This is a genomic window from Streptomyces chiangmaiensis, assembly GCF_036281785.1.
GTDB lineage: Bacteria > Actinomycetota > Actinomycetes > Streptomycetales > Streptomycetaceae > Streptomyces > Streptomyces chiangmaiensis.
Genome location: NZ_JAYWVC010000188.1, coordinates 1 through 14,950 on the forward strand (window position 1 = coordinate 1; position 14,950 = coordinate 14,950).

Here is a 14,950-nt window from a genome sequence, read left to right on the forward strand (position 1 = left end):
GCGCAGAAAAAGGGCGTCTGACCAGGCAAGATGCCGGCCAGGCGCCCTTCGCAGCGCACGGCTAAGCGGTAAGTCGAGATGCGCCCATGCTCCCGATATCTCCCACTGGTATCCCAGCTGGTCCCAAAATAACGTCTGAGTATCAGCCCGGCCGGCGCCGCCCAGGCACGCCGGATCACAGAGCTCGGCGACGGCACTGGTACGGCCTTGCAGGGACGTCGGCATGGAGATCCCCTCCACTCCAGGACGCCAAGCCCCCAGCAGATGCACATGTCCCCGCACCTTTCCGGTGCCTAGCGTAGGACCACCGCATACGGCACGAGGGCTGGGCCGACGCACTGGGAGGAGACCGATGCAGGAGCGGGCGCACATCGCGGGGGTCGGCATGGTTCCGTTCACCAAGCCGGGCGCGGGTGATCCGTACGACGTGATGGGAGAGCAGGCCGCGCGCGCCGCGCTCGCCAATGCCGGGATCGACTACCGCCTGGTCGAGCAGGCGTACGCCGGATACGTCTACGGTGACTCCACCAGCGGGCAGGCCGCCCTGTATGGGTTGGGGCAGACCGGCATTCCGATCGTCAACGTCAACAACAACTGTTCCACAGGCTCCTCGGCGCTGTGGCTGGCGCGGCAGGCGGTGGAGAGCGGGGTCGCCGAGTGCGTGCTCGCGCTGGGCTTCGAGCAGATGAACAAGGGTGCGCTGCCGATCGTGTGGGGCGATCGGACCAACCCGCTGGCGCGGTCCTTCGACACGATGTCCGCGGTTCAGGGTCGTGACGAACAGGCCCCGTGGGCGGCGGAGTTCTTCGGCGGCGCGGGTGCCGAGTACGCCCGCCGGTACGGCACTGCTGCAGAGACGTTCGCGCGGATCTCGGTCAAGTCGCGGCGCCACGCGGCGCACAATCCGCACGCGGTCTTCCGCACGCCGGTCACCGTGGCGGAGGTGCTCGCCTCACCGCACATCCACGGTCCGCTCACCCGCCTGCAGTGCTGCCCTCCGACCTGCGGCGCCGCGGCCGCCGTCGTCTGCAGCTTTCGCTTCGCGAAGCGGCACGGGCTGCGCACGGCGCGGATCCGGGCGCAGGCGCTCACCACCGACACCACGAGCAGCTTCGAGGACCGGGACATGATGAAGCTGGTCGGCTACGACATGACCCGGGCCGCCGCCCGCGCCGTGTACGAGTCCGCAGGCGTCGGTCCCGAGGACATCCGCGTCGCCGAGCTGCACGACTGCTTCACCGCGAACGAGCTGATCTCCTACGAGGCCGTGGGGCTGACCGCGGAGGGCACGGCGGAGAAGTTCGTCATGGACGGTGACAACACCTACGGCGGCCGGGTGGTGACCAACCCCTCCGGCGGGCTGCTGTCGAAGGGGCATCCACTCGGCGCGACCGGCCTTGCCCAGTGCGCCGAGCTGGTGTGGCAGTTGCGCGGGCAGGCGGGGGTGCGCCAGGTCGAGGATGTGGACCTCGCGCTGCAGCACAACATCGGCCTGGGGGGCGCCTGCGTGGTCACCCTCTACGAACGGGCCTTCTGACCGGCCTTCGAAGTCCGAGCACGCCTCCTTGCGAACGTCCTTGTGGAAAGGGGAATCCGCCGTGGGCAACCTCGAGGGCAGGACCGCCATCGTCTCCGGCGCCGGACGGGGCATCGGGCGCGCGATCGCCGTAAAGCTCGCCGGCGAAGGGGCGCGCGTCGTCGGGCTGACCCGCACGCTCGCCAAGGAGTGGGGCCGTTACGCCGTCAACGTCAACGCGGTCGCCTTCGGCCTGATCCGCACCCGGCTGACCGAGGCCGCCGCGGCGGAGGGCGGCGCAGCCATCGAGGTGCAGGGCCGCGCCATCAAAGTAGGCATCAGCGACGAGTACTTCGCGGCGGCCGAGGGGTCCATCCCGCTCGGCCGCGCGGGCACCGTCGAGGAGGCGGCGGGCGCCGTCTACCTGCTGTGCACTCCGGAGTCCGACTACATCTCCGGCCAGGTGGTCGTCTGCGGTGGCGGGTTCACCGGCTGACGACCGTCCGGCTCAGGCAGGGCAGCCGGAGTCGCTGAGCACGAAGTATCCGGGGCCGGTCTCCTCCAGCGTATGGGTCTCGTACAGGTTGTACAGGCCCATGTACTGGTTGGAGCCGTTGGCGTAGACGTACCCAAGACTCTGGTGGGCCCGGCCGGCGGCCACCTGGTTGTAGTTGTTGTCGGTGTAGCACCGGTGGGTCGCGCCGGTCGTGGCCGCCTGCACCGTGGAGGAGGACGCGCCGACCGCCCCGGAAGCGTCCACGGCGGCGACGGAGTAGCTGTACGTCGTGCCGGGCGCGAGGCCGGTGTCGGTGAAGGAGGGCGAGGCCGGGGTGCCGACCTGGGTGCCGCCGCGGTAGACGCGGTAGGAGGTGGCATCGGCGACCGCGTTCCAGGACAGCGAGACCGAGGTGTCGGTGGTGCCGGTGACGGTGAGCCCGGACGGCGCGGGCAGGCTGCCGCCGCCCTCGGGGGCGGCGAGGCCCCAGAACTGGCCGATCCGGTACGAGGCGCAGATGTTCATGTCCGGGAAGTACTGGCTTGCGACACCGCACTGTGCGGGCCCGCTGCCCGGGTCGACCGGCTGGCCGTGGTCCATGCCGGTGATGGAGTACGACTCGACCACAGCCCGGCCGGAGCCGTCGTGGTACACCTTGTGCGGATAGCCCTGAACGGTGTCACTGGTGTCCGCGACCGTGTCGGTGCCGTGCACATTGGTCCACTGCTCGACGATCTCGGTCATGTTCATGGGCTTGACCGTGCCGTCGGCGGAGCCGTGCCAGACCGACATCGTCGGATACGGGCCCGCGTACGAAGGGTAGGCGGCGCGCACCTTGTCGCCCCACTGCTGCGGGCTGAGGTTGGAACCGGGGTCCATGCAGCTCAGGCCGGCGAGCACCGACCGGGCGCAGTCGAACGGGATGCCCGCGACCACCGCCGCCCCGCTGAAGACGTCCGGGTAGGAGGCCGCCATCGCGGACGTCATCGCGCCGCCGGCGGACAGACCGGTGACGTAGACCCGCGAGAGGTCCGTACCGTGGTCGGCGGCCGTCTTGTCGACCATCTGCTTGATGGACAGCGCCTCACCCTGCCCCCGGGAGAAGTCCGAGGACTGGAACCAGTTGAAGCAGGAGTTGGCGTTGTTGGCGGACTTCTGCTGCGGCAGCACCAGGGCGAAGCCCCAGGCCTCGGCCCACTTCGTCCAGCCGGTCTCGTTGTCGTACGCCGCCGCGGACTGCGTGCAGCCGTGCAGCGCGACGACGAGCGGGCGCCCGGTCGGCAGTGCGTCGGGAACGTAGCGGAACATCTGCAGATTGCCCGGGTTGGAGCCGAAGCCGATCACCTCCTGCAGGCTGGCGGCCCGGGCTGGAGCGGAGGTGAAGCCGAGAATAAGGGCGATGAGGGAGAGGACGAGCGCCGCTGCGAAGGCGCGGCAAGAGTGCGGTCTGCGGGCGGTGCTGAGCACTGGAGCGTGTGGGGTGCATGGATGCATGGTGCCGCCTCCGTGGTCGCGATCGGGGATGGGAGACGGGGGCGCCTCGGTGGCCTGGCGCTGAACACCGATGCGCTGCCCCTGAGTTACGGAGAAGTTACGGGCGGACCCGTCCGGCTGGTAATGGCGGTGTGCTCCACCCCGCGCGGGCACGGGCTGTGGACCGTCACCGTTGTGGCACAACAACGACCCCGGCGGTGGACGCGATGCCGGGGCCGGGGCCGGTGCGTGCCGGCTTCAGCTCAGCGAACAGGAGTTGACGAGGCCGCCCGAGTCGGGCCGGGGCACGATGCCGCTCGCCGGGGGCATCTCGTGGCGTTCCACCCAGGCCGTCATCGCGGTGAAGGCGGCGTGGTAGCAGGGCAGGATCGGCCGCAGCCGGTCCGGGTAGGTGTCGTACAGGCTGTCGACGTGGGTGCCGCCCTCGACGGTGTAGTAGCGGTGCAGGCCGGCGCGACCCTGGTCGGCGATCATGTCGGAGTACACGTCGGACTGGACGCCGATGGGCAGCAGCGTGTCCATGCCACCGTGCAGGGTGATCATGGGCTTTCCGATGCGGCCGGTGAGGGAGATCCGCTCAACGGCGTCGTGAACGGCGCGGGGCCGGGCGCCGTAGTCGTACGACGCGTCGGAGGCGCAGGGCGCGAGGATCTCCTCGAGCGTCGAACCGGCCGAGGCGCCAGGGCAGTCGGGGTCGTACGACGGGTCGAACTCGGCGCGGTAGACCTTCTGGCTCAGGCCCCAGTAGGCCTTTTCGTGGTACGGCCACAGGAACTCGGAGCCGCGGGTGAACCCGGCCGTGTACATGTCCTCGTCGTCGGCCTGTCCCAGCTGCCGGGCGACCGCGGTCGGCAGGAAGGTGAACAGGTTCGGCCCCTCGGGACGCCACAGGATGCCCTCCCAGTCGACGCCGCCGTCGTAGAGCTCGGGATGGTGCTCGAGCTGCCAGCGGGTGAGATAGCCGCTGTTGGAGATGCCGGTCATGTAGGTACGGCGTGGGGCGTGACCGTAACGCTGGGCGACCACGGCCTTGGCGGCACGGGTGAGCTGGGTGGTGCGGCGGTGCCACTCGGCCTGGGCGTCGCCGGGGCGCCTGCCATCGGTGTAGAAGTTCTGGCTGCTGTTGCCCTTATCAGTGGAGGCGTACGCGTAGCCCTGGGCCAGCACCCAGTCGGAGACAAGGGTGTCCATCGAGTACTGCTTGCGCACGCCGGGAGCGCCGGTGACGACGAGCTTGCCGTTCCAGTGTTCGGGCAGCCGGATGACGAACTGGGCGTCGTGGTTCCAGCCGTGCGTGGTGTTCAGGCGCGAGGTGTCGGGGAAGTAGCCGTCGATCTGCGTGCCGGGCACGTCGGAGGGGTTGTGCGTGCCCCGCGCGGTCAGGCCGGCCTGGTCGGCCGTGTCGGTGTACTGGGTGCCGGCCAGGGCGCTGGTCGTCAGGTCGTCGTGGCAGGAGACCTGCTGCAGCTCTGCCCCAGGGACCGCGATCCGGTGCCGCGCGGGACATGGGTTGTCGGCGTTGGGGGCTGCCCCGGCAGGGACGCCGGTGCCGACCGCCGTGGCCGCCAGGAGCGCGGCGGACAGGAGGGTGATTCGTCGTCTCGGGCGCATGGCTTGGACCTCCGGTATCCGAGGGTGCGGGTGCGGACTGATGGTGTGCGGCGCGTGCTGGGGGCCGTGCGGCCGGTCAGGAGTCGAAGCGGCTGCGCAGCGACTTCTTGTCGAACTTGCCGACTCCGGTGCGTGGAATGGCGTCCATGACCTCGATCCGGTCGGGCAGTTGCCAGCGTGCGAAGCCGCTGCGTTCGAGGTGGTCGCGTACGCGGTCGAGGGTGACCGTGCTCCCCGGGCGGGCGGCGACGCAGATCAGCGGGCGTTCCTGCCACTTCTCGTCGGGGACGGCGATGACCGCCGCCTCGGCGACCTCGGGCAGGGCCATGACGGCGGACTCCATGTCCACCGAGGAGATCCACTCTCCGCCGGACTTGATGAGGTCCTTGGCGCGGTCGGCGATGACCATGTAGCCGTGCGGGGAGCCGACGGCGATGTCGCCGGTGCGGAACCAGCCGTCCTCGGTGAACGCGTCGGCGCCGTCCCCGTCGAGGTAGGAGCCGGCGATCCAGGGGCCGCGCACCAGCAGGTCGCCCATCGACTCCCCGTCCCACGGCACGGGGTTGCCGTCCTCGTCGCGGATCTCCATCTGCACGCCGGGCAGCGGCAGTCCGGCGCGGGTGCACACGGCGTCGGTGACGCGCTGCTCGTCCCAGTCGCGCATCTTCTCTTTGGGCCAGGCCAGGGACGCCAGGGGCGAGGTCTCGGTCATGCCCCACACCTGGATCAGCGGGATGCCGAAGTCGCGTCGGTAGCGTTCGATCAGCGCGCGGGGTGGACGGGCGCCGCCGCACAGCAGGTGCTTGAGCTCGGGCAGCCCGCCCCGGGCGGCCATCGCGTCCGCGACCGACATCCAGATGGTGGGCACGCCAGCGGCGATGGTGACCCGCTCGGCAGCCATCAGCTCGACCAGGGCGGCAGGGTCCAGCGGGCCGCTGGAGAAGACCTGCTTGGCGCCGTACGGGGTCGCGGTGTAGGGCACGCCCCAGGCGTTGGCGTGGAACATCGGCACCACCGGCAGAACGCACTCGCCGGGGCCGATCCGCATCGCGGCCTGGGAGGAGGCGGCGATGGCGTGCAGCACCGTCGAGCGGTGGGTGTAGACGACGCCCTTGGGGCGGCCGGTGGTGCCGGAGGTGTAGCACAGACCGAGCGGCGCGTTCTCGTCGATGCCCCGGGGTGCGTACGCGGTCGGCCGGCCGGCGATCAGCTCCTCGTAGGCGATGACGTCCGGCAGCGTGGTCTGCGGGACGGTGTCGCCGAGGACGATCAGGTGCCTGACGCCCGCAAGGCCGCCGCGCGCGTGCACCTTCTCCAGCAGCGGCAGCAGATCCGGATCGACCAGGATCGCCCGGTCCTCGGCGTGCCCGATGATGTACGCCAGGTCCTCCGGCGACAGCCGCAGGTTCAGTGTGTGCAGGACCCGCCCGGTGCACGGCACGGCCCAGTACGCCTCCAGGTGCCGATGGCTGTTCCAGGCCAGGGTCGCCACCCGCGCTCCCGACCCCAGGCCGAGCGCGTCCAAGGCGTGCATCAACTGCTGCGCCCGGCGGCCGAAGTCGGTGTAGGTGTAGCGGTGCACGCGGCCGTCGGGGAACCGCGTGATCACCTCGGTGTCGGGAAAGTAACGCGGGGCGTGGCCGAAGAGCAGCCACGTGTTCAGCGGGGTCTCCATCATCGCCATGGCGCACATCGTCATCGCGGGGCAGCGGCCCGGCCACGGATGGTTCCCACGGTCCGAGGGCCCAAGGAGTGGAGCGGATCCCCACCCCGTCGCGGCACCGGGAGGCGCGGGGCCGGAAAGTTCCCACACTCGCCGAGGGTGTGGAGTGGAGATTGTCTCCGTAGCCGCCCGGGGTGGCCGAATTTAACGTCTGCGTCACATCGGCATCCGCCGACATATCCCCGCGCAGCCGAGGTCGTCATGAGACAATCGCGCGCCATCCTGGTCACGCACGGCCTGTCCAAACAGTTCCAGGGCTTCCGGGCCGTCAGCGAGGTGGACCTGAGCGTCGCCGAGGGCACCGTGCACGCCCTGGTCGGTCCCAACGGGGCCGGCAAGACCACCCTGTTCAACCTGCTCACCGGCTTCCTGAAACCGTCCGGCGGGCGCATCACCTTCGCCGGGCGCGATGTCACCGGGCAGCCGCCCGAGCGCATCGCACGCCTGGGTGTGGCCCGCTCCTTCCAGGTCACCAGCCTGTTCCCGCAGATGACGGCCCGCGAGCACGTGGAACTGGCGCTGCAGTCCGCCACCGGCCTGGGCCGCCGCTTCTGGCGCAGCGACAAGCTGATACGCCGCTTCTCCGCCCGTGCCGCCGAACTCCTCGACGAGGTCGGCCTGGCCGCGCTGACCGAACGGCCCGCCGGAAGTCTGCCGTACGGGCAGAAACGGGCCCTGGAGCTGGCGATCGCGCTTGCGCTGGACCCCAAGCTGCTCCTGCTGGACGAGCCGACGGCCGGAATGGGCCTGGAGGACGTCGACCGCACCACGGCCTTGATCACCCGCATCCGCGAGGGCCGCACCGTGGTCATGGTCGAGCACAACATGAACGTCGTCGGCTCTCTCGCCGACACCGTCACCGTGCTGCAACGCGGCGAGGTGCTCGCCGAGGGCCCGTACGACCAAGTCAAGGCCGATCCGCAGGTCATCGAGGCGTATTTGGGAGCCGACGTTGCTTGAGATCGAGGGCGTCAGCGCCCGCTACGGCGAGGCGAAGGTCCTGCACGACGTGTCCCTGCGGGTCGGCGAGGGCGAGGTGGTTACCCTCGTCGGACGCAACGGCGCAGGCAAGACCACGCTGCTGAACTGTGCGATGGGGCTGCACCGTTCGATGACGGGCCGGGTGCGGTTCGCCGGCCGCGACGTCACCGCCGCTCCCCCGCACCGAAGGGCCCGCCTCGGCCTCGGTCTGGTCCCCGACGACCGGGGCGTCTACGCGTCCCTGTCGGTGGAGGAGAACCTCACCCTGCCGCCGGTCAAGGGCGTCTCCCCCTGGCCGCTGGAACGCATCTACAACACCTTCCCCGCGCTGGCGGCCCGCCGCCGTTTCCCCGGCGCCAAGCTCTCCGGCGGGGAGCAGCAGATGCTCGCCCTCGCCCGGGTGCTGCGCGCCGGGGCCCGGCTGCTCCTGTGCGACGAGCCGACCGAGGGGCTCGCCCCGGTCATCGTCCAGCGCATCGGGGACATCCTGCGTGAGGCCAAGGAACAGGGAGTGGCCGTGCTCCTCGTGGAGCAGAACCTTCGCTTCGCCACCACGGTCGCCGACCGTCACTACCTGCTCGGCCAGGGCCGCGTCGTCGAGTCCCTCGACAACACCGACGTACGCGAGCGCGAGGGCGAACTCCTCGCTCACCTCGGCCTGTGACACCCCGTCACCCGCTCACCGGACGCATCGATCAGGAGGAACCACACATGAAGCGCAGATTGTCGACGGGCGTGGCCCTGGCCGCAGCGGGGGCGCTGCTCGCAGGCTGCGGGGGCGGCGGCCCCAGCTCCGGCGGGGGCAAGATCAGCGACGACCAGATCGTCCTCGGCGTGCTCACCGACCTGTCCGGCATCTACGCCGATATCGCCGGGCCGGGCTCGGTCGAGGCCGTGCAGATGGCCGCGGACGACTTCAAGAAGAAGTACGGTGACAAGGCGGTCACGAAGAACATCGAGGTCATCAAGGCTGACCACCAGAACAAGCCGGAGGTCGCCAACACCCAGGCGCGGGAGATGTACGACCGCAAGAAGGCCGACGCCCTCTTCGACGTCCCCACCTCCTCCGCCGCGCTCGCGGTGGCGACGATCGCCCAACAGTCCAAGCGCCTGTACTTCAACACGGCTGCAGCCACCACCGAGCTCGCCGGCAAGAGCTGCAACCCCTACACCTACGAATGGGCCTACGACGCCTACATGCTCGCGCACGGCACCGGCGCCAAGGTCACGGAACAGGGCGGCAAGAGCTGGTACATGATCTACCCGGACTACGCCTTCGGGCAGGACATGCAGGCCAAGTTCACCACCGCCGTCGAAGGAGCGGGAGGCAAGGTCGTGGCCAAGGACCCCACGCCCTTCCCCAGCGACAACTACTCGACGTTCCTGCTCAAGGCGCCCGGCCTGAAGCCGAAGCCGGACGTGCTGGGCGCCCTTCAGGCGGGCGGCGACCTGGCCAACGTGGTCAAGCAGTACGAGCAGTTCAAGCTCCGGGACAAGGGGATCGAACTCGCCGTCGGCCTGCTGTTCGACAGCGACATCAACGCGGTCGGCGCGGACAAGCTGGCCGGGACGACGTTCACCACCGCCTGGTTCTGGAACCTCGACGACGAGGCGCGCGCCTGGGCCGACCGGTACAAGGAGCGCACCGGCAAGCGGCCGACGTTCGACCAGGCGGCCGACTACTCGGCGGCCACCCACTATCTGGAGGCCGTGCAGAAGGCCGGCACCGACAAGGCCGAAGAGGTCTCCAAGAAGCTGGACGGCATGAAGATCGACGATTTCTTCGCCCGGGGCGGCACCCTGCGTGCCGAGGACCACAGGCTCGTCCACGACGCCTACCTGGTCAAGGTCAAGGACCCGGCCAAGGCCGAAGAGGACGGCGACTACACCGAGCTCGTCGACACCATCCCCGCAGCCGAGGCGTTCGGCCAGCCGTCGCCGGACTGTCACATGAGCTGACCACCCGGACAGGCGGACCGCCCGCGACGGTGCGGGCGGTCCGCCGCCAGGCACAAGGGATCCCCCTCATGACCGCCGGACGACAGGACCACCCATGACCTCGTTCCTGCAACAGACCTTCAACGGGCTGGTCAGCGGCAGCTTCTACGCCCTGCTCGCACTCGGCCTCGCCGTCATCTTCGGCATGCTGCGCGTGGTGAACTTCGCCCATGGCGCCGTCTACATGCTCGGCGCGTTCGGCGCGGTCGTCCTCGCCGACAGCGCGGGCCTCGGTTTCTGGTGGGCGCTGCTGCTCGTACCCCTGGCCCTCGCGGTCGTGGGGACCGTGCTGGAGCGGCTGCTCATCCGCCGCCTCGCGGCCCTGGACCCGCTGTACAACTTCCTGCTCACCTTCGGCATCGCCCTGGTCTGCCAGGACCTGCTGCGCATGAAATACGGCTCGCACTCCCAGCCGTACGACCACCTGCCGTTCGCCGGCTCCGTCGACCTCGGCCTGTTCGACTTCCCGCGCTACCAGGTCTTCGTGCTCGCCGTTTCCGTGGTCGTGTGCCTGACGGTGTGGCTGCTGCTGACCCGCACCCGCATCGGCACCATCGTGCGCGCCGCCACCGAACGCCCCGAACTTACCCGGGCGTTCGGCATCGACACCGGGCGCTGGGTGACCCCCGTCTTCGGCTTCGGGGTCGGCCTGGCCGCCCTGGCTGGGGTGCTCGCGGCCCCCATGCGGGCGGTCAACGCCGCGATGGGCGGCGACCTGATCATCACCGTGTTCGCGGTAGTCGTCATCGGCGGCCTCGGCTCCGTGTTCGGCTCGGTGCTGGCCGGATTCGTCATCGGCATGCTCCAGGCACTCGGCAACCTGTACATCCCCGTCCTGTCCCAGACCTCCGTCTTCCTGCTGATGGCGGTCGTACTGCTGATCCGGCCCGCGGGACTGTTCGGCAAGGAGGAACACGCATGATCCTCGCCCTGGCCGGCGCGCTGCGCCGGTACCCCGCCGGAGTGCGATGGGGCCTGCTCGCCGCGGGACTGCTCGCCGCGTTCGGTCTGCCCTGGGTGCTGTATCCGCCGGTCGCCGCCGACATCCTGTGCTGGGGGCTGTTCGCCGTCGCCTTCGACCTGCTGCTCGGGCACGCGGGGCTGCTGTCGTTCGGCCACGCCGCGTTCTGGGGCACCTCGGCCTACGCCACCGGGCTGATAGCGATCCACAGCGGGCTGCCGTTCTACGTCGCCGTCCTGGGCGGCGCCGCGGCGGCCGCGTTGCTCGCCGCGCCCATCGGCTACCTCGCAGTCCGTCGCAGCGGGATCTACTTCGCCATGGTCACGCTGGCGTTCGCGCAGATGGTGTACTTCATCGCCAACCAGTGGGGAGACGTCACCGGCGGCGAAAACGGCCTGCAGGGCATCCCGCGGGAGCTGCCCGGGGTCGACCTGTCGGACTCGTTCGTCTTCTACTACGCCATGCTGCCCGTGGTGTTGCTCGGCCTCGTTACGGCCTGGCGGATCGTGCGCTCGCCGTTCGGGCGCGTGGTCGCCGGCGTACGGGAGAACCCCGACCGGGTGCGGGCGCTGGGCTACCCCGTCGACCGGTACAAACTAGTGGTCTTCGTCGCCTCCGCGTTCCTGTCCGGCCTCGCCGGCGGCCTGTACGCCGTCAACCACGGCTTCGCCTCGCTCCAGGAGGTCTACTGGACGACCTCGGGCAAGGTAGTGGTCATGACCGTCCTGGGCGGCATCGGCACCCTGTGGGGCAGCCTCATCGGCGCTGCTGCCGTCGTACGCCTGGAGGACTGGCTGTCCACGGCCGGTTTCGAGGAAACCGGGCTGGTCACCGGCAGTGTCTTCGTCGTCACCGTCCTCGTCTTCCGGCGGGGGGTGTGGGGCACACTGGCCCACCTGCTGCGCTACCGCGCCGCGCCGGGAACCGCGGAACCCGAACCGCACCTCGAACACGACCACGACGACACCGCGCAGCGCGTGCCATCGTAGGCGGCGCACCGTGCCCTTGCGGGTAGCGGTCCAGCACAGACACATCAGGTGCCCGCCCGAGCCGCCGGAGGGGGAACATGACCAACGACCTGTCGCCCACGAATACGGGCGCACAGACCGCCCACCGGTTGCTGCGCCTGCTGCGCGAGGGCGCCGCGCCCGAGGCGTACCAGGCGCTCCTGGACGGCTGCTCTGCCGACGAGCTGCCCTGTCTGGGTCCGCTGGTCGAGGACGCGCTGCACGTCAGAGCCCAGCTGGAGGAGCGCCGCCGCCGCGAGGACGAGCTGGCCGCGCTGTACGAGACCGCGGGCGACCTTTCTTCACTGCGTGACCTTGAGGCGGTGCTCCAGGCGATCGTGCGCCGTGCTCGCGGACTGCTCGGCACCGACACGGCCTACCTGATGCTGAACGACGCTCGGCGCGGTGATACCTACGTCCGAGTCACCGACGGAATCCGCACCGACGCCTTCAAACACTGCCGGCTGGCGATGGGGGCGGGGCTCGGCGGCCTGGTGGCCAAGACCGCGGTGCCTTACAACACCCCCGACTACCTGAACGATCCGCGGTTCGCGCACACCGTCGACGACGTCGTGCGCGGCGAGGGGCTCATCGCCATCCAGGGAGTGCCGCTCAAGCTCGGGAAAAAGGTCATCGGCGTGCTGTTCGCGGCCAACCGCAGCGCCCGGCCGTTCCCCGAGCACGAGGTGGCCCTGCTGGTGTCGCTGGCCAACCACGCCGCCATCGCGATCGAGAACGCCACACTCTTCCAGGAGGTCCAGCGGGCCGTCGACGACCTCACCGAGGCCAACGCCGTCATCCAGGCCCACAGCGCCTCCGTGGAGCAGGCCGCGTCCCTGCACGAACGGCTGACGAGCATCGTGCTGCACGGCGGTGGCATGGCCGACGTCGCCCAGAACCTCGCCGCCGTCCTCGGCGGCAGCATTCTCGTCCTGGCCCCCGACGGGCGCGTCATGGCCGGCGTGGGCACGGATCCCGTGGTGGAGCAGGCACAAGCGGGCGGCGTCCTGCCGGAAGGGTCCCCGGCGGCCCGTGCCGTGCACGAAGCCTGCGTGCTGAGCGCCGAGTCCCGTCGCACCCGTCGCATCCCCGGGACGGGTGCGGCGGCCTCGGCCTGCGCCACACCGATCACGGCGGGAACCGAGGTCCTCGGCTCCCTGGCCCTGGTGCGCGCCCGGCTCGACGCCGCCGATGTACGCTCCCTGGAACGCGCGGCGCTGGTCACGGCGCTGATGCTGCTCAGCGAGCGCAGCGTCGCCGAGGCCGAGCACCGCCTGCGCGGCGAGATACTGGAGGACCTGCTCGGCGCCCCGCACCGGGACCTCGAAGGGCTGCGGCGCCGCGCCGCCCTGATGGGCCTGGACCTCGGTCGGCCGCACACCGTCCTCGCGGCCCGCTGTCGCGGGGGCGGGCACCGCCGGGCCATCGCCGACGCGGCCACCGCGTTCGCCGCCCACGCCAAGGGCCTTGCCGGCGAGTACCGCGGCGACGTCATCGTGCTGCTCCCCGGGGACGATGCCCCGGCGCGGACCGCCTGCTCACTCGCCGACCACCTGTCACGCACCGTGGGCGGCCCGGTCACGGTCGGCAGCACGTCGGCCGCCCCCGGTGTCGACGCCCTCGTCGCGGCCCACCGGGACGCGGCGCAGTGCCTCGGCGTCCTGCTCGCCCTCGACCGCGACGGAGAGGGCGCCTCCCTCGACGAACTGGGCATCTACGGGCTGCTGTTCAGCCAGGCCGGCCGCGACGAGCTGCAACGGTTCGTCCGCTGCGTCATCGGCCCCGTCCTCGACTACGATGAGCGCCGCAGCGGCGAACTGGTCCGCACCCTCCTGGCCTACTTCGACTGCGATGCGAGCCTCACCCGCACCGCCGCCGGCCTGTTCGTCCACGTCAACACGCTCTACCAGCGCATCGACCGGGTCACCGCCCTGCTGGGGCCGCAGTGGCGCCATGGCGACCACGCGCTGCAGGTCCACCTCGCGCTGAAGGTGCACAGCGTGCTGTCGGCGCACTGAGCGGGCGACCGCCCCGCGTCGCTTGTACTCGGCCATGGACGCCTTGATGTCCTCGCACGCCTGGGGGGTCGGCTCCGAACATGTCGGTGCCGTGCGCGTTCCCGTCGACGATGTTCAGCTGCGCGTCCGGTGACGTGCCGCACTTCTTGCACTGGGTCTTCGCATCCTCCGCGAAGCTCGAGTCCAGCTCGGCGGCCACGTACAGCACGGGGACGGTCAGGCGCGCGGCGGCCTGCTCGGAGTCCATGCCCCGGTGCACGCCGATCCCGCGGAGACGTTGATCCGACCTGTGATTGCGGGGCCTGCCGATCGTGCGCAACGTCTTTACGGCGCTCAAAGGTTGCATTGCTTTTCGGCAATATTCAGCAACAACTTTCAAGCCAACGAGGCCTGGGACCGGTGCCGTTGGCTGTCCCCGCCTGCATCTGCTGGATCGGCTGAGCGCCCGTGTCTGGCGGGCGGTGGCCAGTCGGACGGTGGGGAACGCCACCGGCATCTATTTCGCGGGACTGCCCGTCTACGTGTTGGTTTTCACCAGCCGCCCGGCTCTGCTTGTGCCCGTTGCCGTCACCCTGGGGGCCGCCATGATCGCAAGCGGCCACAAATCATGGACGCGATTGCGGAAGGTATCCACACGGCTGTCCAAGAACGTCCGGACACTTGAGCGCGACCTGGAGAGAATCCGCTCGGCGAAAGAGGCGACCGAGGAAGCCCGCGATCAGCACGAAGAAGCTGGGACGCGGTGGAGCTTGACCTCCAAACCAACGTGGATACGGGCTACACCTTCTTGGGCACGCCGTTCCTGCCTCCCGAGGTGACCGATGCCCTGCGCGAGGGGGTCGAGAAGGCGATCAAGGGAGACCCGGATGCGGACAAGGCCCTGAAGAGCGACCCCGAAAAAATCCGGGACGCATGTGCTGGGCGAATCGACTCGGTGGCGTGATCCGAGTCGCCAGCACCAGTCACGAGGATGGGGCGGCGGGCAGACCGGAGGAGGCCGGCGCGGGTCCTTGCCCAGCAGGATGGCGGACGGGCGATCGACTACCGCACTACTCCAAGATCCGGGCCATTCCCGGGCCAAGTCCCGCCCAAGAATCACCAAGTCATTCGTTTTCGCTGGTCATCACAGGTGCGGGCCGTGTACC

The 14,950-nt window shown here is 70.1% G+C and carries 12 protein-coding genes; 9 read left to right on the forward strand and 3 right to left on the reverse strand.

Annotation, left to right across the window (positions count from 1 at the left end; all coding sequences use genetic code 11):
- The first annotated feature begins 352 nt into the window (after positions 1-352).
- Together VXC91_RS34410 and VXC91_RS34415 are read left to right on the forward strand one after the other, a co-directional pair.
- Complete coding sequence (locus tag VXC91_RS34410) at positions 353-1,537, forward strand: lipid-transfer protein (RefSeq protein ID WP_329511285.1); 1,185 nt, start codon at positions 353-355, stop codon at positions 1,535-1,537.
- A gap of 61 nt (positions 1,538-1,598) precedes the next feature.
- Complete coding sequence (locus VXC91_RS34415; protein WP_329511286.1) at positions 1,599-2,012, forward strand: SDR family oxidoreductase; 414 nt, start codon at positions 1,599-1,601, stop codon at positions 2,010-2,012.
- A gap of 12 nt (positions 2,013-2,024) precedes the next feature.
- On the opposite strand, the gene VXC91_RS34420 is transcribed toward VXC91_RS34415, so the two are convergent.
- The 3 genes from VXC91_RS34420 to VXC91_RS34430 all read right to left on the reverse strand — a co-directional run bounded on the left by VXC91_RS34420 (position 2,025) and on the right by VXC91_RS34430 (position 6,801).
- A complete protein-coding gene (locus tag VXC91_RS34420; protein ID WP_408057544.1) occupies positions 2,025-3,506 on the reverse strand; it encodes an extracellular catalytic domain type 1 short-chain-length polyhydroxyalkanoate depolymerase in 1,482 nt (493 codons plus the stop codon).
- Between the two features lie 237 nt (positions 3,507-3,743).
- Positions 3,744-5,117: a tannase/feruloyl esterase family alpha/beta hydrolase gene (locus VXC91_RS34425; protein ID WP_329511288.1), complete on the reverse strand. Its 1,374-nt coding sequence runs from the start codon at positions 5,115-5,117 to the stop codon at positions 3,744-3,746.
- A gap of 76 nt (positions 5,118-5,193) precedes the next feature.
- The gene (locus VXC91_RS34430; RefSeq protein ID WP_329511289.1) at positions 5,194-6,801 is read right to left on the reverse strand and encodes a long-chain fatty acid--CoA ligase; all 1,608 of its coding nucleotides are present in this window, start codon (positions 6,799-6,801) and stop codon (positions 5,194-5,196) included.
- Positions 6,802-7,041: 240 nt separating this feature from the next.
- Here VXC91_RS34430 and VXC91_RS34435 point away from each other — a divergent pair, with 240 nt between their 5' ends.
- From VXC91_RS34435 to VXC91_RS34465, 7 genes are all read left to right on the forward strand, one after another.
- On the forward strand, positions 7,042-7,800 hold the full coding sequence (locus tag VXC91_RS34435; protein WP_329511290.1) for an ABC transporter ATP-binding protein: 759 nt from the start codon (positions 7,042-7,044) through the stop codon (positions 7,798-7,800).
- A complete protein-coding gene (locus tag VXC91_RS34440; protein WP_329511291.1) occupies positions 7,793-8,485 on the forward strand; it encodes an ABC transporter ATP-binding protein in 693 nt (230 codons plus the stop codon). The genes VXC91_RS34435 and VXC91_RS34440 overlap by 8 nt, the downstream gene beginning before the upstream one ends.
- Before the next feature lie 47 nt (positions 8,486-8,532).
- Entirely contained in the window at positions 8,533-9,780 is a 1,248-nt protein-coding gene (locus tag VXC91_RS34445) for an ABC transporter substrate-binding protein (protein WP_329511292.1), read from the forward strand.
- 94 nt (positions 9,781-9,874) lie between these two features.
- Positions 9,875-10,741, forward strand: coding sequence for a branched-chain amino acid ABC transporter permease (locus VXC91_RS34450; RefSeq protein ID WP_329511293.1), 867 nt, complete (start codon positions 9,875-9,877; stop codon positions 10,739-10,741).
- Positions 10,738-11,769, forward strand: coding sequence for a branched-chain amino acid ABC transporter permease (locus VXC91_RS34455; RefSeq protein ID WP_329511294.1), 1,032 nt, complete (start codon positions 10,738-10,740; stop codon positions 11,767-11,769). Before VXC91_RS34450 ends, VXC91_RS34455 begins: the two co-directional genes overlap by 4 nt.
- Positions 11,770-11,846: 77 nt before the next feature.
- The gene (locus VXC91_RS34460) at positions 11,847-13,805 is read left to right on the forward strand and encodes a helix-turn-helix domain-containing protein (protein WP_329511295.1); all 1,959 of its coding nucleotides are present in this window, start codon (positions 11,847-11,849) and stop codon (positions 13,803-13,805) included.
- Between the two features lie 742 nt (positions 13,806-14,547).
- Positions 14,548-14,748 carry a hypothetical protein gene (locus tag VXC91_RS34465; RefSeq protein WP_329511296.1) on the forward strand — a complete coding sequence of 67 codons (201 nt, stop codon included), beginning with the start codon at positions 14,548-14,550 and terminating at the stop codon, positions 14,746-14,748.
- Positions 14,749-14,950 lie beyond the last annotated feature (202 nt).